This is a genomic window from Pseudomonas sp. MEJ108 (genome assembly GCF_030208985.1).
GTDB lineage: Bacteria > Pseudomonadota > Gammaproteobacteria > Pseudomonadales > Pseudomonadaceae > Aquipseudomonas > Aquipseudomonas fragariae.
The window spans coordinates 112,534-131,871 of sequence record NZ_JARVSW010000004.1 but is presented as its reverse complement, the minus strand read 5'-3'; the positions used below and the strand labels follow the sequence as shown (position 1 = coordinate 131,871).

Here is a 19,338-nt window from a genome sequence, read left to right as displayed (position 1 = left end):
GAACTTAAACCAGGTACTTGTTGAACCACCCCAATGTACGATCCCAGGCCAGTTTGGCCGCTGCTTCGTCGTAGCGTGGGGTGGAATCGTTGTGGAAACCATGATTGGCGCCCGGATAAATGTACGTTTCGTACGTCTTGCCCGCCGCTTTCAAGGCTTTTTCATAGGCTGGCCAGCCTTCGTTGATGCGGGTATCCAGTTCGCCGTAGTGAATCATCACCGGCGCCTTGATCTTCACCACGTCTTCGGCGTTGGGCTGACGCCCATAGAACGACACCGCAGCACCCAGTTCCGGATACGCGACCGCAGCAGCATTGGCCACACCGCCGCCGTAGCAGAAACCGGTGATGCCGACCTTGCCGGTGCTGGCGTCATGCTTCATCAGCCACTCGATGGCGGCAAAGAAGTCGTTCATGAGCTTTTCCGGGTTGACTGTCTGCTGCAGCTCACGGCCCTTGTCATCGTTGCCTGGATAGCCGCCGACCGATGACAGCCCGTCAGGTGCCAGCGCAATGAAACCGGCTTTGGCAACGCGGCGCGCCACGTCTTCGATGTACGGGTTCAAGCCGCGATTCTCATGTGCGACAACCACTGCCGGTACTTTCCCGGTAGCTTTGGCCGGGCGTACCAGATAGCCGCGAACCTGACCGTGCCCGTTGGGCGAAGGGTAGGAAACATACTCGGCAATAATGTCCGGGTCGGTGAATTCCACCTGTTCGGCCAGCGCGTAGTTGGGGCTCAGCGAGGCAAGCAGCGCGCTGGCGGTCATGCCGCCAAAAGTGAACAGCGCTGCTCGGTCGAGAAACTCGCGCCGATTGATCCTGCCGTGCGCGTAGTAGTCATAGAGCTCAAGCAGTTCAGGAGCAAAGTCTTTTGCAGTGAGACGTTCCATCGGTACGCTTCCTTCCGAATCATTCAGGGCTGCCTGCGTCTGGGCGGGCTGACGAGCAATACGTGATCGACACAAGGTCCGCTCCCGATAGTATTTGCGGAGCATCAGGATCGCTACTGTAAAACGACGAAAAACCGCCATCCGCTGCCCGTGGGTGCAAACTCACTGCGTAATGCCAGATGCTGCCGACACGGCCGGCGGAATATGAAAAAGTCAGCCACGGGATTGCACTACCCGGGCTCAATGATGTCCATTTGAATCCTTCCGGCATTCACTGGGTTCGGGCGCTGCAGACAAACATATTATCCAGTCGCTGTATAAAGCGGCGTCGGTTCAGGCCGACAATACGTCATGATCTCAACCCTACGCCGAGGGTCATATTCCACCTGCATTTCGAGATAACGTGATGATGAGCCTTCCGACGGAAGACCGCACCCAGCTGTTCAAGGACACGGCTATCCAGTTCTGGAAACACATCACCCCGATCGTTTATGTCGCTCTGGGCATTCACTGTGTGTTGCTGACAGTGTTTCTGGGGCTGGGCATGAAGATCATGTGGATGGCGAACATCGTCAGCACGCTGATTTACGTCAACTGCATCTACCTGATCCGCAGGGGGCGGCATCGACAAGCCGGACAACTGATGTGCCTGGAGATCATCGGCCATGCCGTGCTCGCGACATGGCAACTGGGCTGGGAAAGCAACTTCAGTTTTTACATATTTTGCGTGATTCCGGTCATTGCCTTCACGTTTCAACTCAACGTCATCAGACGCATTGCCTACAGCGTGGCGATTCTGCTGTCGCTGGTGGGCTGCTTCGTTTTTCGCCGATACACGGGGCAGGGAACCGGTCTGAGCCAGAACGTGCTGGATGTGTTCGGTATCGTCAACGTACTCACAGCCACCACTCTGTCGATTTACGCCACTGCACTGTCGGTACGTTTCACCTCGTCGATGCAACTGAGCCTGTTTCATATCGCCAACCGCGACAGCCTGACCAATCTCTACACGCGCAGACGAGTGCTGCATCGCATACGCGAACTGGAAGCCAGGCGGCAGGGGCTGTCGGCTTCGTTGATCCTGCTCGACATCGATCATTTCAAACAGATCAATGATATCCATGGGCATGAAACCGGCGATGTGGTTCTGCAACGGGTGGCCGAGATCATCGGTTCAAGCGTACGCAGCAGCGATATGGCGGCACGCTGGGGCGGCGAGGAATTTCTGGTGCTCATGCCGGACACTACGCCCGAAGATGCGCTGCGCGCGGCCGAACGTATCTGGCGGCGTATCGCCGAAGAGGCCGGGCGGATCAATGAGCGCATCATCGCCGTCAGCGCTACAGTCGCGGTGGCGACCATCGCCACGGGCGAGGCGTTCCAGCTGGCCCTCAATCGTGCCGACACGTCGCTGTACATGGGCAAACAGCAGGGCCGAAACCGGGTAATGATCGCCGGATGAGGTGCTTGCTCACGCCAGGCGCTACCAGCGTGTAGACTTTCGCGCTTTGAACCGGGGAGCACTGTGTCGTGCTTCCTCATCGGCGATGTATCGATCAAGGCATGCTTATGGATTTGCGTCAGCTCGAAGCCTTCGCGGCGGTCATGTCGGCAGGCAGTGTCACGGCGGCAGGGAAAATGCTCGGCCGGTCTCAACCCTCGGTCACCCGGGCCATTCAGGAACTTGAGCAGGAGCTGGGCTTTGCGTTGTTCGAACGCAGCGGGCCTAAGGTCACGCCTACCCACAAGGCGTTCATGATGTATGGCGAGGTGGAGAGTGCGCTGCTGGGTGTGCGCAACATCCGCCAGCGTGCGCAGCACATTGCCCAGGAGGAGAACCACCAGATCAAGCTGGTGGCGATCTCGGCCCTGGCGGCCGGCCTGCTGCCCACAGCCTTGTCGCGGCTGCCCGAGCACCTGCGCCCGCAACAGATTCAGTTGCAGAGCATGTCTCCGGAGAACGTGGTTCAGGCCGTCCTGTCGAAAACCATGGACCTGGGAGCGGTCAGCCTGCCGCTGGAGCATCGTGGTCTGCAAATCCACTGGATCGGCGAGGCGCCTTGTGTGGCGGTATTGCCCGCCGATTCGGCGCTGGCCGCTCATGGGGTGCTGTCGATGGAGCTGCTGCGTCAGCAGACGCTGATCACCATGGCCAACCCTTATCGCTTTCGTCGACGCATCGACAAGGCGTTTCAGGAGGCGGGTGGTCAGCCGCCGCGCATGCTGGACACCAATACGTCGCTGATTGCCATGCAGATGGCCAGGGTCGGGCTGGGCATTGCGCTGGTCGATCCGTTCACGGCCATGGGCGTGCCGGTGCAAGGCGTGGTCGTCAGACCGATCGCCTGCAACATTCCGTTTTTCTTCGGGCTGATTTCAGCCTTCGCCAGCCCGTTGTCGGATGTGACGAGCGCGCTGATCGATGAAATTGCCGACAGCGCAAAAATCCTCTTGCCGGAAATGATCATGCACGAAGCCAGCGCGCACGATGCCCTGTTACAGAGCATTTATGCCGAGTAAGAGGGCAATGCATACAGCCTTCAGGCCCGGGCGTTGGTAGCGCCAGTCGTGGTGCGCAAGACTGAAGATCGGACGCAGCTCGCCCATGAATACCCTGGGTAACGCCTCGTTTTACGGCTCGTAAAGTCCTTTAATATTCTATTTGGGAATATAAATATGCTTTTTTGCGCGTTGCGAGAATAAAAATCGGCTTTTACTATTCTAATTAAGCATTCAAAGGCTTCAAGAATTCATTTATCACACTATTGGAATGATTCTTGAAGTGCTTTGAATCAAGGCTCGGGCTTGTAGCCCGATCATTTTTTCGAGTACCGATCAATGTCCGATGTGAATGCACTCGCTGGCCTGGCTGCTCTGGAAGCTCGCTTGCAGCAGGATCTGGCCTGGCTGGATCTGCCCGCCAGGCCATGGGTCAAACCCAGGATCAGCGCAGGGCAGGCCGTGCTCGACGTGGCGATCATCGGCGGAGGCATGGCCGGCCTTGCCCTGTCCGCAGAGCTGCGCAATCTCGGTGTCGCGGCGGTGATTTTCGATCAGTCACCAGCAGGTTTCGAAGGCCCTTGGGCCACCACGGCGCGAATGGAAACCCTGCGTTCGCCAAAGCAGCTGACCGGACCGGCACTGGGCTTGCCAGCGCTGACGTTTCGCGCCTGGTACGAAGCGCAATTCGGCGCCGATGGCTGGGCGTTGCTGGACAAGATTCCACGTTTGCAATGGGCCGAGTATCTGCGCTGGTATCGCAAGGTGCTGGCCCTGGACGTACGCAATGAGCACCGTATTAGCCGGGTAGCGCCCAGAGCGGACGGTCTGATTGAACTGGACGTTGTCACGCCGGTACAGACGCGGTTTCTGTTGGCCCGCCATGTGGTGCTCGCCACGGGGCGTGACGGTCTGGGCGGCCCTTGGGTGCCCGACTTTGCCCGGCAGTTGCCGGAGCATTTGTGGACGCATTCGGCGTCGGGTTTGCAGGACAGCTGGTTCGCCGGCAAGCGCGTTGCAGTCATCGGCGGTGGTGCCTCTGCGATGGACAGCGCCGCCACGGCGCTGGAGGCCGGCGCAACGCGGGTCGATCTGCTGATCCGGCGCGCCGAGCTGCCGCGCATCAACAAAGGCAAGGGCGTCGGTAATCCCGGCATGGTGCATGGCTACTGGCGCCTGCCGGACATCTGGAAATGGCGCATTCGCCACTACCTCAATACCCAGCAGGTGCCACCGCCGCGCGGCAGTACGCTCAGAGTGTCCGCTTCCGGCAAGGCGCGGTTCATGCTCGACAGCCCGGTGCTTTCCGTCGAACAGAGCGCTGCCGGGGGCGTCTGGCTGAATACGCCGAAGGCGCGTATCGAGGCGGATTTCGTGGTATTTGCCACCGGGTTTCGCACCGACTTCCGCCAGCGTCCGGAGTTTGCGCCATTCTCTGCGCAGATCCGCGTCTGGCAGGATCGCTTCGAAGCCCCGAGCGGCGAAACCGATGCGGAACTGGCTGTGCTGCCGGATCTGGGTAACTGCTTCGAATTTCAGGAAAAGACCCCAGGCGCCTGCCCGGGGCTGAACCACATTCACTGCTTCAGTTATCCGGCCGCGTTGAGCTATGGCGCGGTGTCCGGGGACATTCCTGCCATCAGCGAGGGCTCCAAACGTCTGGCCCATGCGCTGGTCGGGCAGTTGTTCAACGAGGACATCGCCCTGCATTTCGACACCATGCTCGATTACGCCGAGCCAGAGCTGCTGGGCGATGAGTGGGTCGTCAGCCAGCCAGACGCCGCAGAGTTGCGCCAATGATTGGCTGGGCGCTGCGTCGGTTGACTCAGTCGTTGCTGGTCATCCTGTTGATGACGCTGGTGGTGTTCGTCGGCCTCAATGCCATCGGCAACCCGATGGACATTCTGGTCGGTGAAGACCTCAATCAGGCCGAGCGTCTGCAGGCCATTGCGCATTTGGGCCTTGACCAGCCGCTGTGGCAGCAGTACCTGATTTTTCTCAAGGGCGCGATTCACGGCAATCTGGGGCAAAGCTTCGTGTATCACGAGGATGCCATGCGCCTGATTCTGCAGCGTTTGCCCGCAACGTTCGAACTGGCGTTCAGTGCCCTGTTTCTGGCGGTGGTCATCGGTGTGCCGCTGGGCATGTTTGCCGGTATGTACCCCGAGCATCCGCTGTCCCGGTTGATGATGGCCGCCAGCATTGTCGGCTTCTCGCTGCCAGCCTTCTGGGTGGCCTTGATGATGATCATGCTGTTCTCCATCACCCTCGGCTGGCTGCCGGCCAGCGGCCGCGGCGAAACCCGTGAGTGGCTGGGCGTGCAATGGTCATGGCTGACGCTGGACGGTTTGCAGCACCTGCTATTGCCGGCGCTGAACCTGGCGCTGTTCAAGATTTCGCTGGTGCTGCGCCTGACCCGTGCGGGCGTGCGCGAAGTGCTGCCCCAGGAATTCGTCAAGTTCGCCCGGGCCAAGGGCCTGTCACCGATGCGCGTGATGTGCATGCACGTCATGCGCAACACCATGATTCCGGTGGTGACGGTGCTGGCCATGGAACTGGGCTCGACCATCGCCTATGCCGTGGTGACTGAAAGCATCTTTGCCTGGCCGGGTGCCGGCAAGCTGATTCTCGACAGCATCAACATGCTCGACCGCCCGGTGGTGGTCGCTTACCTGATGGTGGTCGTGGTGATTTTCGTGGTGCTCAACCTGATCGTCGACGGCTTGTATTACCTGCTGGACCCACGCGTACGCATCGAGGCATCGCGATGAATGTCATTGAAAAAGCCCCGATCGGCAGGACGCTGCTGCAGGCCCAGTCGCCCTGGCGACGCGTGTTCACCGAGTTCTTCAGCTCGCCCACGGCGGTGACGGGCCTGGTGGTCCTGCTGATCATTGTGCTGGTTGCAGCCCTGGCGCCGTGGATTGTGGTGCAGAACCCCTACGACCTGATGCAGCTCAACGTCATGGACGCGCGCATGCCGCCTGGCAGCCTCAATGGGGACAGCGGTTACACCTATTGGCTGGGCACTGACGGGCAGGGCCGCGATCTGGTCTCGGCGATTATCTACGGGCTGCGCATCAGCCTGTGGGTCGGCATTGGCTCGGCGTTGATTGCGGCAGTGCTCGGTACGCTGCTCGGGCTGGTATCTGCGTATGTCGGCGGCTGGCTCGATGCCTTGTTGATGCGTCTGGTCGACCTGCTGCTGTCGTTCCCGGTGATTCTCATGGCGCTGATGATCCTTGCCTGGCTGGGCAAGGGTGTCGGCAACGTGATGCTGACCCTGATAGTGCTCGAATGGGCCTATTACGCGCGCACTGCACGCGGTCAGGCGCTGACCGAAAGCCGCCGTGAATACGTCGATGCGGCGCGCGGGCAGGGCGTGGGGCCGCTGCGTATTGTGGTTGGCCACATTCTTCCCAACTGCCTGCCACCGCTGATCGTGATCGGCGCCTTGCAGATTGCCCGCGCCATCACACTGGAAGCGACCCTGTCGTTTCTTGGCCTGGGCGTGCCGGTCACCGAGCCGTCGCTGGGGCTGCTGATTGCCAACGGCTTTCAATACATGCTCAGCAATGAATACTGGATCAGTCTGTTTCCGGGCCTGGCGCTGTTGATCACGATCGTTGCAATCAATCTGGTCGGTGACCGTTTGCGCGATGTCCTGAACCCGAGGTTACAGCGATGAGCGTGCCTGAAATGTCGTCTGTGCCTGACGCAGTCCAACAGCCGACCCTGGAGGTGCGCAACCTGTGCACTTCGTTTCATACCCGCGCCGGGGTGTTGCCAGCGGTGCGCGATGTGTCACTGCGCGTAGAGCCGGGACGCATTCTCGGCCTGGTGGGTGAGTCCGGTTCGGGCAAGTCGGTCACCGGCTTTTCGATCCTCGGCCTGGTCGATGAACCCGGACGCATCAGCGGCGGCCAGGTGCTGTTCAAGGGGCGCGATCTGACCAGGCTGTCTGCCTCACAACTGCGTGGCATTCAGGGCAACCGGGTAGCGATGATCTTTCAGGACCCGATGATGACCCTCAATCCGGTGCTGCGGGTCGACACGCAAATGATCGAAGCCGTACGTGCCCACAGCCCGCTGAGCAGGCGCGAGGCCCGCGAACACGCCAGCCGCAAGCTGGCGCTGATGGGCATCGCCAGCCCGGAAGAACGTCTGCGCGCCTATCCGCATCAGTTGTCCGGCGGCATGCGCCAGCGGGTGGCGATCGCCATCGCGCTGCTGCATGCACCGGACCTGATCATCGCCGATGAGCCGACCACGGCGCTGGACGTGACCATTCAGGCGCAGATTCTCAGTGAAGTGCAGAAGCTGGTGCGCGAGCAGGGCACTTCGCTGATCTGGATCACCCATGATCTTTCCGTGATCGCCGGGCTGGCTGACGATGTGGCGGTGATGTACGCCGGGCGCATCGTCGAGCAGGGTCCAGTCGCCGATGTACTGGATCGTCCGCAGCACCCCTACACACAAGGGCTGATCGACAGCTTGCCAAGTCGCAACCAGCGCGGCCAGCGCCTGCGGCAGATCCCGGGCATGGCGCCCGACCTGCTGTCGATGCCGGTCGGTTGTGCTTTCGCAGCGCGCTGCCCCAGAGCCTCGCAGGTCTGTGCGCAGGAGCCGCAACCCCACCAGGCGCGACCGGGCCAGACGGTTCGCTGTTTTCACCCAGGAGCGGCCGATGCCCAGTGATCAGATTCCCCTCATCGAGCTGCATCAGGTCAGCAAGACCTTCGGCAAACCCGTGGATGAGCGCTCCCTGCAGGGGCTCCTGCAACGGCTGCACCTTACGCGCCCGAAACCGCTGACCCATGCCGTGGATCGTGTCGATCTGCGCATTGCGCGCGGTGAAGTGGTCGGGCTGGTGGGCGAGTCGGGTTGTGGCAAATCGACCCTGGGGCGCATGGTTGCCGGGCTGCTGCCGGTATCCTCGGGCACCACATCGGTAGACGGCAAACCGCTGGAGAGCCTGACCCCGCAGGAGCGCAAGGCGCTGCGCCTGAAAGTGCAGATGATTTTTCAGGACCCTTCGTCAAGCCTCAACCCGCGTCTGCGTGTCGACCGGATCGTCGGCGAAGGTGCGCTGTTGCACGGCCTGACCGACCGCAAGGGCGCAGATGATTACGTCAGTGCGCAATTACAGCGTGCCGGGCTCAGCCCGCAATTGCGCCAGCGCTATCCGCATCAGTTCAGCGGTGGCCAGCGCCAGCGCATCGGGATTGCCCGGGCGCTGGCGGTGCAGCCGGAACTGCTGGTGTGCGACGAGTCGGTGGCGGCGCTGGACGTGTCGATTCAGGCGCAGATCCTCAATCTGTTCATGGATCTGCGCGACGAGCTGGGCCTGACCTATCTGTTTATCAGCCATGACCTGGGCGTCGTCGAGCACCTCTGCGACCGGGTCATCGTGATGTACCTGGGTCGTGTGGTCGAGACGGCATCGGTCGATGACTTGTTCGCGCGGGCCAATCACCCGTACACCCAGGCTTTGCTGGCGCAGATCCCGCGCTTCGATATTCGCAGTACCCGTTATGACGCGATCCAAGGGGAAATCCCCAGCCCGCTTGACCCGCCTGCCGGGTGTCATTTCCACCCTCGCTGCCCGCACGCCATGGCGCGCTGTCGCGAGGAAGTTCCAGCGCTGCGGGAGGTTTCGCCGAATCACCAGAGCGCCTGTCACCTGAATGACCAACGCTGAACGGGCACCTGAAGCCCGTTACCCTCTGCCATTGCGTACAAGGAACCACCCATGAAACCACTCGTTCGTTCATTGCTGGCGTCGGCCCTCTTGCTGGCCGCCGGCGGTGTCACGGCACAGGACTTGCGCATCGGTTACGCCGACCCGGTCTCGTCCCTCGACCCACAGCTGAACAATTATGCAGGCGACCGCTCGGTAGCGCTGCATGCCTTCGAATCGCTGGTCAGCCGCCGTGACGACAAGACCCTGCCAGGTCTGGCCAAGAGCTGGAAGGTGGTGGATGACACCACCTGGGAGTTCGCCCTGCGTGATGACGTCAAATGGCAGGATGGCACGCCGCTGACCGCTGATGACCTGGTCTTCTCCTTCGAGCGCGCGCGAAACGTGCCCGGCAGCGTGGCCTCGTATGCAGGTGCCATGCGTACCGTTGAATCGATCAAGGCCAGGGACGATCACACGCTGATCATCAAGACCCGTTCGCCCAATGCCAATCTGCTGCCGGACATCGATTCGATCTATATCGTCAGTCGCCATGCCGGTGCGGCAGCCAGCAGCGCCGATTACAACTCGGGCAAGGCGATGATCGGCACAGGGCCTTACCGGTTTGTCTCGTTCGTGCCGGGCGATCGCACGATATTCGCTCGCAACGACAATTACTGGGGTGGCAAACCGACCTGGGACAAGGTTGATTTCCGTTTCATCGCCAACGCCGCCAACCGTACCGCGGCCTTGCTGGCAGGCGATGTCGACGTGATCGACAAGGTATCGCCTACCGATGTGGCGCGCCTGCGCAAAACGCCGAACGTCAATGTCTTCGCCTATCAGGGGCTGCGTGCGCTGATCATTCAGCCGAGTTTCCGTGCCGGTCCGAACGAATTTATTCGCGACAACGCGGGCAAGCCGTTGGCCGAAAACCCGCTGCTGGATGTACGCGTGCGCAAGGCGCTGTCCCTGGCGATCAATCGTCCGGCCATCAACGAGCGCATCATGCAAGGCACCGTCACCGAAGCCAATCAATGGATGCCGGCCAACACGTTCGGTTACAACCCGCAGATCAAGAACATCCCTTATGACCTCAAGCAGGCCAAGGACCTGCTGGCGCAGGCAGGTTTCCCCGAAGGCTTCCAACTGACTGTGCATGTGCCGGGCGACCGTTATCCGCAGGCACCGGAGGTCATGCAGGCGGTGGCGCAGTTCTGGACGCGGATTGGCGTCAAGGTTCAGCTGGAGGTATTGCCGTGGGCGGTGTACGCGGGCAAGGCGAACAAGAATGAACTGGCGATCAGCGTGATTGCCTGGGGCAATGGCACCGGCGAAGCGGCCTATGCCCTGACCAATATTCTGACCACGGTCGACAGCAGCAAAGGGCAGGGCGCTTCGAACTGGGGCCATTACAGCAATCCGCTGGTGGACAAGGCCCTGGCTGATTCGACCGCTGAATTCGACGAGGCCAGGCGGCGCAAGATTCTCCAGGACTCGGTGCAGATTGTCAGCGATGACGTCGGCATCATCCCGCTGTTCCATTACCAGAACATCTGGGCAGCGCGCAAAGGCCTCAAGGTCGAGCCACTGGTCAGCGACCGCACTGCAGCGACCATGGTCACCGAGCAGCCTTGATTTTCTTCCATGACCGCGCGCTTTTGCCAGCGCTGCGCGAATGCAACTACAGCCTCGCAGGACCTTTCATGACATCGACTGAACATTCAACGACACCGGACGTGCTCGACAGCCTGCTGGGTATCGCGCCGGGCAGCCCGCTGCACGCGGTTCGGCATGCGCGGGACAAGGTGGCCCTGGCAACCCAGGGCAGCCAGAACTTGTTTTTCGACCCGGCACTGGCGCACAACCTGTCACTGAGCGAACGCCTCTGGGTGGCCTACTACGCAACGCTGCTGAGCGCGCAGCCGACCCTGAGCGGGTATTACCTGTCGCAGTTGCAGACGGCCGGCACCGAGGCAAACGTGCTGGCCGATGTGGACGCCAGCCGAATCGATCTGCTGGAGGATCAGCGTCTGGCGGCGATCCTGCGCTTTACCCGAACCTTGATCGAGTCTCCGGTACACGGCGATCAAAGCGCATTGCAGGCGCTGCAACAGCAGGGCCTGAGCACCGCTGAAATCGTGGTACTGGCGCAACTGATCGCTTTTCTGTCCTACCAGGTGCGTCTGGCCGCAGGGCTGGGTGCTTTAAAGTCTGCCGGAGCAGCCTGATGAGCGAACTCATAGAAATTGAAGGTTTCACCAATCAGGTGCTGGGCTGGAAGGCCTGGTTGCCCACCGTTGACCTCGACAGCGCGAGCGCCGAGCAGGTCGCTGTGCTTGAAGAAAGCCATCCGCAGGCCAAGACCTCGGATTACTACCTGACGCTGGCCCATCATCCGGACATTCTTCGCCAGCGCTCTCAGGCGTTCAACGCGATCATGTACGCCCCCGGCGGCCTGTCGCGCGCCGAACGAGAGCTGGCAAGTACCGTGGTGTCGCGTATCAACCGCTGCGTGTATTGCGCGTCGGTGCATGCGCAACGCTTCGAACAACTGGCCAAGCGCAATGACGTCATCGCCCAGGTATTTGCCGACCCCGCGACTGCAGGCACCACGGCACGTGAAAAAGCGATTGTGCAGTTCGCTATCGACCTGACGCTTGAACCGGCTTCGCTCAACGCCGGGCATATCCAGACGCTGTACGAACAGGGGCTGGACGAGACACAGGTACTGGACCTGATTCACGCCATCTCGATATTCGCCTGGGCCAACCGGCTCATGCTCAACCTGGGGGAGCCGGTGTTTCCCGAGGTGTGAGGGTGGCAGTGGCCAGGGCCGGTGATTGAGGTGCAGTCTGGCCCGGTCGTTGCAGGTTCACTGCATAAGTGAACACGCGACCCGGACACGATTGAGGTAATGGAATGCTGATAGCACACATTTCGGACACACATGTACGGCCCAGAGGGCAACTCTATCAAGGCGTGGCGGACTCCAATGCCATGCTGGCCGCCGCCGTCGACACGATAAACGCCCTCGACCCAGCACCCGATCTGATTTTGTTCAGCGGTGATCTGGTGGACGAGGGGCGGCCCGAAGAGTACGCGATGGCTCGGGAGTTGCTGCAACCGCTACGGCAAAAACTGCTGATGATACCGGGCAACCATGATCATCGGCAGAACCTGCGCGACGCCTTTGCCGAGCACGATTACTTCATCAATGATCAGGATTGCAGTTTCGTTTACTCGGGTTCTGCGCCGGTGCGCATTATCGGTCTGGATATCAGCGTCCCCGAGCAGCATCACGGCGATATGACCGACACGGCGACCCGGTGGCTGGACAGCACACTGGCGCTGGAGCCTGACAAGCCGACGCTGATCATGATGCACCAGCCGCCGTTTTCAAGCGGCATTCCCTACATCGATGCGTATCGCTGTGAAAGGGGCGAGCGGCTGGCGGAGGTCGTCTGCCGATACCCGGCCATCGAGCGCATCGTCTGCGGGCATATTCATCGCTTCATGCAGCTGCGCTTCGGCGGCACGCTGATGTGTACGGCACCGAGCACGACGACGGCCATCGCCTTGCGACTGCACCCCGAGGCTGCCGACGCCTCCTATGTCGAACCGCCTGCATTGCTGCTGCACCACTGGAAAGCCGACATCGGCCTGATCACCCATTGGGTGCCGATAGGCCGCTTCGAAGGACCTTTTGACTTCGCCTGAACGGGGATGACCCTGACAGCGCAGGCTGTCAGGTCGCCTGCTCCTTGGCCAGATTGACCAGGATGATGCCCGCGATGATCAGGCTGATACCGCCAATGGCCATCAAAGTGGGCACCTGCTGATAACGAAACGCTGCAATGACGGTGATCAGGGTAATGCCCAGGCCTGACCACATGGACGTGATCAGTGACATGGGCAAGTCCCGTTGTGCATACCCCAGACACACAATCCCAAGGCCATAGCCTGCTATCGAGGCAATGACCGGAACCCAGCGGGTGAAGCCATTGCTTTCTTTGAGCGCAATGGTCGCTACTGTTTCAGCGACGATACCTGCAAGCAGGAACAAATAAGCTTTTATGAGCATGACGGCAGATCGCTTTTCAGGCATTCAGGAAGGGAGAGAGATGATGCGGTCGGCGTAAAACCCGTTGAACGGGGTGCGCAAGGACACCGAGTAAGCGCCGGTCGATTGAAACTCCAGCCAGTCGCCTTCCCTGATATCGCTGGCGAGCGAGTAGGGGAAGGCCAGGCGATCCATGCTGTCGCAGGTGGGGCCAAAGATATTGAAGGTGGCTTCCGCCGAGCCGGCGTAAGGCGCAGTGTCTCGCCACACGCGTGCGGGAAATTGCAGCCATTGCTGGGCGGAGAGCAGACCGCCAAAAATACCGGCGCCGCAGAAAACACTGTGTTCGCGTCTCGACAGCACCCGTGCAAACAGCGACATGCCGCCGTAGACCAGGCCACGACCCGCTTCGCAGATCAGGTTCAGATCCTTCAATGTCGGGCTGGTCTGAATGTGCTCGCAGACCCTGCCAACCAGGTCCGGCGTATTACCCATGGAGTTCAGGTAATTGCCCGGAAACCCGCCACCGATATCCAGGTGCCTGACATGCTGGGCGGTGTCGCGCACGATGGCGTCCGCGTCATCGAGGGCTGCCAGCCACGGGCCGTCTTCAATGGCTTGTGAACCGACATGGAATGACAGCCCGAGTGACCAGTCAGTGCTGGCCGCCACTTGATGCACCAGTTGCGTCGCCAACGCCGGACTTGCCCCGAATTTGCCTCTGAGATCGTAAACCGCCGTCGACTCGGAGGGCGCGTAGCGCACGAACATGCTGATCGTGCTGTCGCGCTCGGGCAGTACGTCCCGCAACTTCGAGAGTTCCTCCTCACTGTCGAGCACAAATGAACGTACGCCATGTCGATAGTAGGCCTCGTGCAGGCAGTGGCGGGATTTCACTGGATTCATCAGGTATTGAACTGCGTTGGGCAGCGTGTTGTGCACCGTCTGCACCTCGGCAAGCGACGCCACGTCAAAATGATTGATACCGCCCTGGCTCAAGGCTTCAAGCACGTGCACGAGTGGATTGGCCTTCATTGCATACAGCACGGTACCTGGAAAACAGCCGCTGAATTGCTGCGCATTCCGGGTGATCCAGCGCGGGTCAACGGTATAGAAGGTGTCGTTGGTGTCATCGGCTAATTGTGCAAAAAGTGTGTCCACGTTGAACGCCTCTGATTTCGAAGTGTGGGCAAGTTTCGAGCAAGCTTCGTGCCACGGTTTTATCGAGTGGCTGAACAACTTAACGAGAACACTTTAATAAACATGTATACAAGACGGCCCACCAAAACAGGGCGATTTTAAAGTGTTCGAATCGGCGTGGTGCAGTTAAGTGCAGGCGCTGAAATAATAAACACAGGTAGCACTTTGCTATTTCCAAAAGTGGCTTATAAATAATTTGATACATATATTAAAGTAATCATATTCAATGCCTGATCGTAAAAAAGCCAATGAATCTAAAGGTTTGGCGTTCGACAGATAACACTCAGGATCCGCGTTGGCGGTTATCTGACGCCTTGCCAGTAGACGATGATCAATAACGGTGGCACGCCACTTGCTGTGTACTCCATCGTGAAGTAATGGTGCTTGTTCCATTGCGTCAGCGCTCGCGTTAACGACGACAACGTAATTCATGGTCATGGATCAGGCAGGGGGCTGCTCGGCACGCCGAATAGCAGCCCCAATGAAGTCACCGTTATCGAGTGGAAGGTATACATGGACTTTCGTGCTTTTTATTCAGGCAACGCCCGGCAGTTTCTGGCCACGCGCCAACTCGCTTTTGCCGAACTTGAAGAGGTTGTAAAACGCCAGTATGGCGATGCACAACTGGCCTTGATCAGTAGTTCTCCAGTACATGGCATCGCTAACGCGGCCAGTGATATAGATCTGATATGCGTAACCGATGGTCGGCAGTCCGATCAATCGATGGCCTCGCAGATCTACCACAATGAACACCATATGGAAGTGGTGGCATTTGCCCGCGAAGAAGTTGACAACGCGTTCTCCCGACTGGCAACGGACGCACACCAAACCACCGCCCAGAAACTCGTTGCGTTCAAACAGTGGGACAAGCAGCAGGCGGTATCGCGAAAGTACCTGGAGCGTCTGGTCTGCGCGGTGTCGACCGATCAGTCGCTGCCTTATCTGGACAGTCAGAAGGACCTGAGCTCGATCTGGTCCGCAGCAGCGTTCGATGACTTTCGCCAAAGTGCCTGCTTCTCGGTGCTGGCCTGGCGCAGTGGCGAATACCGCGCGGCCGCCGCCTATGCCTGCAACGCCGCACTGTTTCTGATGAACGCGACGCTGGCCAGCCACGGTTGGGTCAACTCCAATCGCAAGTGGACGCTGTTGCGCTGGGACCGCGCGCTCAACAGGTACGGCATGCTGGCGGACGACGGCCTTGCCCGCGCCATCGGGCAGCTGTGGCAGCGCGCCTATCCGGCCTGCGGCAATGGGTTGCAGGGCGCAGACCTCATGCACTTGTGTGAATTGACTCAACTCGCCGAGCAGACGTTCGCCTGCGAGGCCGCCTACGCCGAGCTGCTGCCGGGTATCGAGCGCTCCGCCGCCAGCAGGTTTCTGCCGGGGGTCGACTTCGTGCTCACCGACAACCAGCAGGCGACCCTGTTGACGCATCTGGATGTGCCGGAATTGCGCAGCACCCGCCCGATCGACCTGGCCGAGCAATCCCGGGAAGAGGCTGCGTATTTTCTGCGCGCCGCACGGGCCGGGCTGGTCAGTTTCTCACTCAAGGATCAACACCCTATGCAGGGAGCACACGCATGATTGCCAGCACACAAGCAGCCGTTCGCCATTGGTTTCCCCGGCTCGCTGGCGGCTATGTATACCCGGCGGGCCTCTACACGCAAAAGCTGATATCAGTGGCCTGGTTGCTTATGACCGAGCTTGAGGCGTATCTGGAAGACCTCGAAGGCGCGGCGGACGAGCCGCTGGTGGTGGATGCATTGAGAATCAAGCTGGCCGAATTGATGGTCGACATCGACTGCCGACTCGCCGGTGCCGACACCCCGAACGAACTGCACCAGTTCGCGCTGTTCAGCGAGTACGGCCTGACCGACGTGATTGCCCACACAGGCCCGGTCGCCGTCGAATGGCTCGGCGTTGCCGCTGACAGCGCTGCAGGTCACGACCATGAAGCAGAACGGCTGATCGAACTGTTCAAGGAACTGCTGGAAGCCTTTCCCGGAAAATTGTTCAACCCCTTGCTGCCGGGCACTCAGGGTCAGGTGTTGCGAACCCTGCGCGACTGGGACCGCTCCTGCCGCCTGGCAGGTGGTGATGCTGCCTTTCTGGCACCTTTGATGAGGTCTCTATGAACAGTCATGTCATGAGTGCGCCGGCGAGCGTGCCTGCGCGCAAATCCTCATTCGTCGAACGCTACGGTGCGGTGTTTGGCCGTGAGCAAGGCCTTATGTTGCGCATGGCCGGGCTGACCGCAGCCGAACACTCGGCCGAGGGGTCGTGGATAACCGATGACACCGGCCGCCGCTGGCTGGACTTCGGTTCCTTCGGGCTGCACCTGCTGGGCCACCGGCACCCTCAGGTCGTGGCTGCGCTGACGCGACAGGTCACATCACTGGGACTTTCCAGCCGGATCCTGGCCAACGAATCCAGCCTGAGCGCCGCCGAGCGGCTCGTGACATGTGTCGGCCGTCCGGGCAACGGCTTGCTTTACGGCAACAGCGGTTCGGAGGTCATCGAAGCAGCCCTCAAGCTGGTGCGCATGCAGACTGGCCGGCGGCGCATCATCGCCTTGACCCACGCCTACCATGGCCGGACTAGTGGCGCGCTTGCGGTCAGCTATGGCTATCGCGGGCACGCCGCGCTGATGCACGCCGAAGATGTCGTGTTCATTGCTGCCGGTGATCTTGCTGCTGCACGCCAGGCACTGGCAGAGGGCGATATTGCCGCAGTGATCGCCGAGCCGGTTCAGGGCGAGGGCGGAATCAGGCCGGTCGACCTGGATTTTCTGGGCGAACTTGCAGGTCTGTGTCGCGAACATGGCGCGTTCATGATTCATGACGAGATTCAATCCGGCCTGGGGCGCAGCGGATCGTTGATCTGCGGCGCGCCCGCCGACATCGTCGTGTTCGGCAAAACCCTGGGCGGTGGTGTGTTTCCGGTGGCCGCCGCCATTTACGACAGCAGCCGCTTCGGTGCACCGGCGCGTGATCCGGTCGTGCATGCCTCGTCCTACGCTGGCAGCGCGCTGGCGGGAGCCGTGGTCAACGCTGTGCTCGACGTGGTCAGCGATCCCGCATTCTGTCAGCGCGTCAACCAGCTGGGGCAGGTAGCCATGAGCATCCTGCGTGAGCGTTTACAGGACTGTCCTGCCGTGGCTGAAGTGCGTGGCAGCGGCCTGATGATCGGGGTGGAATTCACCTCCAGCAACTATGTGGCGCAGACCCTGATCGAAGCCGCGCAGCGCAATGTGCTGCTGGCGTTCTGCCTGAGCGCAACCTCCGTGCTGCGGGTGTATCCCGACGCGACCATCTCCCGAGACCACCTCGAACAAGGCATCAACAGTTTCTGTGATGCCGTCGATGCGGCTTATCGCTCCATTCAATGACGGAGAATTCCTATGCCTGATGTATCAACCAGCGTTCTTCTCGGTGACTTCGAGCCTGGCGAGGTCTGGCCGATTCTCTCGGACTTCGCTCGCTATCCCGACTTCATGAGCGATGTGCTGGAGGTGATCGTTCACCCCCGGCAGAGTGAATACGTTTCCAGTACGTGGCGCGTATTGATCAATGGCAGCGAGCTGACCTGGACCGAGCAGGACTGGCTGGTAACGGACGAACGCATCGAATTCAAGCAGACCGATGGCGACCTTGAGGTCTGGTACGGCGAGTGGCTGCTGATCCAGCGCGAAGACGGCTTGCACGTGGACCTGAACGTCACCTTCGACCTGGGCATCCCGTCGCTGGCCGAAGTCCTGCACCCTATCGGTGAACGGGCGATTCGCGCCAACAACATCCAGATGCTGGACGGGATACGCAATCAACTGCTCGCTCGCCGTCATCAGCGGGTTGCGGCAGGGGGCTGCTGATATGCGCTCGACACTGATCATCACCGGGGCCAGTGGTGCGCTGGGCTCCTGGTTCGTGCGCGACTGGCTCAGTCAGCATCCGGCCTCGCATGTGATTGCCTTGTGCCGTTCCGCGCAGGCGGCCAGTCGCTGCCTGCAGGATTTGCCTGCGCACAGCCGCTCGCGGCTCGAATGCCGGATCGCCGATCTGACAGACGCCGACTCCCTGAATGCGCTGGCCGCCACGCTGCCCGCCATCGAGTGCGCCACGGCAGTCCATCTGGCTGCCGATGTGGCCTGGGACAAGAGCTTCGAAGAGATGCACGAGTTGAATGTCGAAGGTGCGCAACTGTTCTGCGGCTTTGTCCAGAAACTGGTGCGCAAGCCGCATTTCATTTACGTGTCCACAGCGTTCACCCGTTGTGAAGGCTGGACCTATCGCAATGGCTATGAGGAAAGCAAGGCAGCGGCAGAGCGTGGTTTGCGTGAGACTTTCGGCACGCAGATGCCGATTTCCGTGTTCAGTTGCAGCCTGGTCATCGGCGCTACCGGCGATGGCGCAATCAGTCGTTTTCACGGCCTGTACCCGCTGATTCGCTTCATCAATGCCTTTGCGCCGCCGTTTCTGGTCGGCAATCGCCAGGGGTTGTTCGATCTGGTGCCTATCGATTGGGTGGTGGACGAATTGATCCACCTGGTCAGTCATTGCGTGGCCGGTGGCGAAGCGCGCGAGGTCGTCGCCTCGGCGGGGGATGCACGCCTGCCTTATGAGCAGGTGATCCGCATCATCGAGTCGCGCGTCGATCATGCGCGGCAGCAAGCCGGCATTGCGCCCTTGACCCCGGCACCGATCCTGCGCAGCCGGCAATGGGCATTCCTCAAGCGCTCGCTGGTCGCATGGCGGCCCGAAGGTATTTCGACCCGGGATTTCCGCTATTTCGAGCGCCTGTTGCAAATCTATGGCGTGTACGCCGAAAGCGATCTGGTCAGGCCACCGTTGAACGTCCGGAACCCGGCACCCGGCGCGGAAGTGTTTTTACCCAAAGCGGTGGATTACTGGCTGGCTCATGCGCCCGAGGCACGGATCAGCCTGGACAAGCTTGTCGCGAAATCGGCGGCAATGCACGGCTAGCAGGCCCTTTCAACGATTGAACGGG

General features: G+C 60.5%; 19 protein-coding genes. 16 read left to right on the top strand and 3 right to left on the bottom strand.

Annotated features, from left to right (window positions below):
- Nucleotides 1-4: 4 nt before the first annotated feature.
- A complete protein-coding gene (gene yghX, locus QRN50_RS01700) occupies nucleotides 5-892 on the bottom strand; it encodes a YghX family hydrolase (RefSeq protein WP_003402674.1) in 888 nt (295 codons plus the stop codon).
- Nucleotides 893-1,298: 406 nt separating this feature from the next.
- On the opposite strand from yghX, the gene QRN50_RS01695 reads away from it, so the two are divergent.
- From QRN50_RS01695 to QRN50_RS01645, 11 genes are all read left to right on the top strand, one after another.
- Nucleotides 1,299-2,354: a GGDEF domain-containing protein gene (locus QRN50_RS01695; RefSeq protein ID WP_192873868.1), complete on the top strand. Its 1,056-nt coding sequence runs from the start codon at nucleotides 1,299-1,301 to the stop codon at nucleotides 2,352-2,354.
- Nucleotides 2,355-2,461: 107 nt separating this feature from the next.
- Nucleotides 2,462-3,412, top strand: coding sequence for a LysR family transcriptional regulator (locus QRN50_RS01690; protein ID WP_032656052.1), 951 nt, complete (start codon nucleotides 2,462-2,464; stop codon nucleotides 3,410-3,412).
- A 318-nt stretch (nucleotides 3,413-3,730) separates the two neighbouring features.
- Complete coding sequence (locus QRN50_RS01685; protein WP_032656050.1) at nucleotides 3,731-5,191, top strand: NAD(P)-binding domain-containing protein; 1,461 nt, start codon at nucleotides 3,731-3,733, stop codon at nucleotides 5,189-5,191.
- The gene (locus QRN50_RS01680; protein WP_011267757.1) at nucleotides 5,188-6,162 is read left to right on the top strand and encodes an ABC transporter permease; all 975 of its coding nucleotides are present in this window, start codon (nucleotides 5,188-5,190) and stop codon (nucleotides 6,160-6,162) included. Before QRN50_RS01685 ends, QRN50_RS01680 begins: the two co-directional genes overlap by 4 nt.
- Entirely contained in the window at nucleotides 6,159-7,079 is a 921-nt protein-coding gene (locus QRN50_RS01675) for an ABC transporter permease (protein ID WP_032656047.1), read from the top strand. Before QRN50_RS01680 ends, QRN50_RS01675 begins: the two co-directional genes overlap by 4 nt.
- Nucleotides 7,076-8,089, top strand: a complete 1,014-nt coding sequence (locus tag QRN50_RS01670) for an ABC transporter ATP-binding protein (protein WP_096126747.1) — start codon at nucleotides 7,076-7,078, stop codon at nucleotides 8,087-8,089. The genes QRN50_RS01675 and QRN50_RS01670 overlap by 4 nt, the downstream gene beginning before the upstream one ends.
- Nucleotides 8,079-9,092 (top strand): ABC transporter ATP-binding protein, encoded by a 1,014-nt coding sequence (locus QRN50_RS01665; RefSeq protein ID WP_011267760.1) that lies wholly within the window; start codon nucleotides 8,079-8,081, stop codon nucleotides 9,090-9,092. The genes QRN50_RS01670 and QRN50_RS01665 overlap by 11 nt, the downstream gene beginning before the upstream one ends.
- A 51-nt stretch (nucleotides 9,093-9,143) precedes the next feature.
- Entirely contained in the window at nucleotides 9,144-10,709 is a 1,566-nt protein-coding gene (locus QRN50_RS01660) for an ABC transporter substrate-binding protein (RefSeq protein WP_011267761.1), read from the top strand.
- A gap of 68 nt (nucleotides 10,710-10,777) precedes the next feature.
- On the top strand, nucleotides 10,778-11,302 hold the full coding sequence (locus QRN50_RS01655) for a CMD domain-containing protein (protein ID WP_024641597.1): 525 nt from the start codon (nucleotides 10,778-10,780) through the stop codon (nucleotides 11,300-11,302).
- The gene (locus QRN50_RS01650) at nucleotides 11,302-11,889 is read left to right on the top strand and encodes a peroxidase-related enzyme (protein ID WP_011267763.1); all 588 of its coding nucleotides are present in this window, start codon (nucleotides 11,302-11,304) and stop codon (nucleotides 11,887-11,889) included. Before QRN50_RS01655 ends, QRN50_RS01650 begins: the two co-directional genes overlap by 1 nt.
- Before the next feature lie 104 nt (nucleotides 11,890-11,993).
- Nucleotides 11,994-12,791 carry a phosphodiesterase gene (locus tag QRN50_RS01645; RefSeq protein ID WP_096126746.1) on the top strand — a complete coding sequence of 266 codons (798 nt, stop codon included), beginning with the start codon at nucleotides 11,994-11,996 and terminating at the stop codon, nucleotides 12,789-12,791.
- A gap of 28 nt (nucleotides 12,792-12,819) precedes the next feature.
- Here the strand turns inward: QRN50_RS01645 and QRN50_RS01640 are convergent, their stop codons facing one another.
- Nucleotides 12,820-13,155, bottom strand: a complete 336-nt coding sequence (locus QRN50_RS01640) for a DMT family transporter (RefSeq protein ID WP_003402657.1) — start codon at nucleotides 13,153-13,155, stop codon at nucleotides 12,820-12,822.
- A 24-nt stretch (nucleotides 13,156-13,179) separates the two neighbouring features.
- The gene (locus QRN50_RS01635) at nucleotides 13,180-14,295 is read right to left on the bottom strand and encodes a type III PLP-dependent enzyme (protein ID WP_032656039.1); all 1,116 of its coding nucleotides are present in this window, start codon (nucleotides 14,293-14,295) and stop codon (nucleotides 13,180-13,182) included.
- 552 nt (nucleotides 14,296-14,847) lie between these two features.
- On the opposite strand from QRN50_RS01635, the gene QRN50_RS01630 reads away from it, so the two are divergent.
- The 5 genes from QRN50_RS01630 to QRN50_RS01610 are packed head-to-tail and all read left to right on the top strand — an operon-like array spanning nucleotide 14,848 to nucleotide 19,313.
- On the top strand, nucleotides 14,848-15,918 hold the full coding sequence (locus QRN50_RS01630) for a DUF6001 family protein (RefSeq protein ID WP_024641593.1): 1,071 nt from the start codon (nucleotides 14,848-14,850) through the stop codon (nucleotides 15,916-15,918).
- On the top strand, nucleotides 15,915-16,469 hold the full coding sequence (locus QRN50_RS01625; RefSeq protein WP_024641592.1) for a DUF6031 family protein: 555 nt from the start codon (nucleotides 15,915-15,917) through the stop codon (nucleotides 16,467-16,469). The genes QRN50_RS01630 and QRN50_RS01625 overlap by 4 nt, the downstream gene beginning before the upstream one ends.
- On the top strand, nucleotides 16,466-17,722 hold the full coding sequence (locus QRN50_RS01620) for an aspartate aminotransferase family protein (RefSeq protein ID WP_024641591.1): 1,257 nt from the start codon (nucleotides 16,466-16,468) through the stop codon (nucleotides 17,720-17,722). The genes QRN50_RS01625 and QRN50_RS01620 overlap by 4 nt, the downstream gene beginning before the upstream one ends.
- A 12-nt stretch (nucleotides 17,723-17,734) precedes the next feature.
- The gene (locus QRN50_RS01615) at nucleotides 17,735-18,202 is read left to right on the top strand and encodes a type II toxin-antitoxin system RatA family toxin (protein WP_003402649.1); all 468 of its coding nucleotides are present in this window, start codon (nucleotides 17,735-17,737) and stop codon (nucleotides 18,200-18,202) included.
- Nucleotide 18,203: 1 nt separating this feature from the next.
- The gene (locus QRN50_RS01610) at nucleotides 18,204-19,313 is read left to right on the top strand and encodes an SDR family oxidoreductase (RefSeq protein ID WP_024660696.1); all 1,110 of its coding nucleotides are present in this window, start codon (nucleotides 18,204-18,206) and stop codon (nucleotides 19,311-19,313) included.
- The last annotated feature ends 25 nt before the right edge of the window (nucleotides 19,314-19,338 follow it).

Bases quoted from the DNA above. Each gene is read 5' to 3' on its own strand.
- yghX (WP_003402674.1), bottom strand. From the start codon at position 892: ATGGAACGTCTCACTGCAAAAGACTTTGCTCCTGAACTGCTTGAGCTC.
- QRN50_RS01695 (WP_192873868.1), top strand. From the start codon at position 1,299: ATGATGAGCCTTCCGACGGAAGACCGCACCCAGCTGTTCAAGGACACG.
- QRN50_RS01690 (WP_032656052.1), top strand. From the start codon at position 2,462: ATGGATTTGCGTCAGCTCGAAGCCTTCGCGGCGGTCATGTCGGCAGGC.
- QRN50_RS01685 (WP_032656050.1), top strand. From the start codon at position 3,731: ATGTCCGATGTGAATGCACTCGCTGGCCTGGCTGCTCTGGAAGCTCGC.
- QRN50_RS01680 (WP_011267757.1), top strand. From the start codon at position 5,188: ATGATTGGCTGGGCGCTGCGTCGGTTGACTCAGTCGTTGCTGGTCATC.
- QRN50_RS01675 (WP_032656047.1), top strand. From the start codon at position 6,159: ATGAATGTCATTGAAAAAGCCCCGATCGGCAGGACGCTGCTGCAGGCC.
- QRN50_RS01670 (WP_096126747.1), top strand. From the start codon at position 7,076: ATGAGCGTGCCTGAAATGTCGTCTGTGCCTGACGCAGTCCAACAGCCG.
- QRN50_RS01665 (WP_011267760.1), top strand. From the start codon at position 8,079: ATGCCCAGTGATCAGATTCCCCTCATCGAGCTGCATCAGGTCAGCAAG.
- QRN50_RS01660 (WP_011267761.1), top strand. From the start codon at position 9,144: ATGAAACCACTCGTTCGTTCATTGCTGGCGTCGGCCCTCTTGCTGGCC.
- QRN50_RS01655 (WP_024641597.1), top strand. From the start codon at position 10,778: ATGACATCGACTGAACATTCAACGACACCGGACGTGCTCGACAGCCTG.
- QRN50_RS01650 (WP_011267763.1), top strand. From the start codon at position 11,302: ATGAGCGAACTCATAGAAATTGAAGGTTTCACCAATCAGGTGCTGGGC.
- QRN50_RS01645 (WP_096126746.1), top strand. From the start codon at position 11,994: ATGCTGATAGCACACATTTCGGACACACATGTACGGCCCAGAGGGCAA.
- QRN50_RS01640 (WP_003402657.1), bottom strand. From the start codon at position 13,155: ATGCTCATAAAAGCTTATTTGTTCCTGCTTGCAGGTATCGTCGCTGAA.
- QRN50_RS01630 (WP_024641593.1), top strand. From the start codon at position 14,848: ATGGACTTTCGTGCTTTTTATTCAGGCAACGCCCGGCAGTTTCTGGCC.
- QRN50_RS01625 (WP_024641592.1), top strand. From the start codon at position 15,915: ATGATTGCCAGCACACAAGCAGCCGTTCGCCATTGGTTTCCCCGGCTC.
- QRN50_RS01620 (WP_024641591.1), top strand. From the start codon at position 16,466: ATGAACAGTCATGTCATGAGTGCGCCGGCGAGCGTGCCTGCGCGCAAA.
- QRN50_RS01615 (WP_003402649.1), top strand. From the start codon at position 17,735: ATGCCTGATGTATCAACCAGCGTTCTTCTCGGTGACTTCGAGCCTGGC.
- QRN50_RS01610 (WP_024660696.1), top strand. From the start codon at position 18,204: ATGCGCTCGACACTGATCATCACCGGGGCCAGTGGTGCGCTGGGCTCC.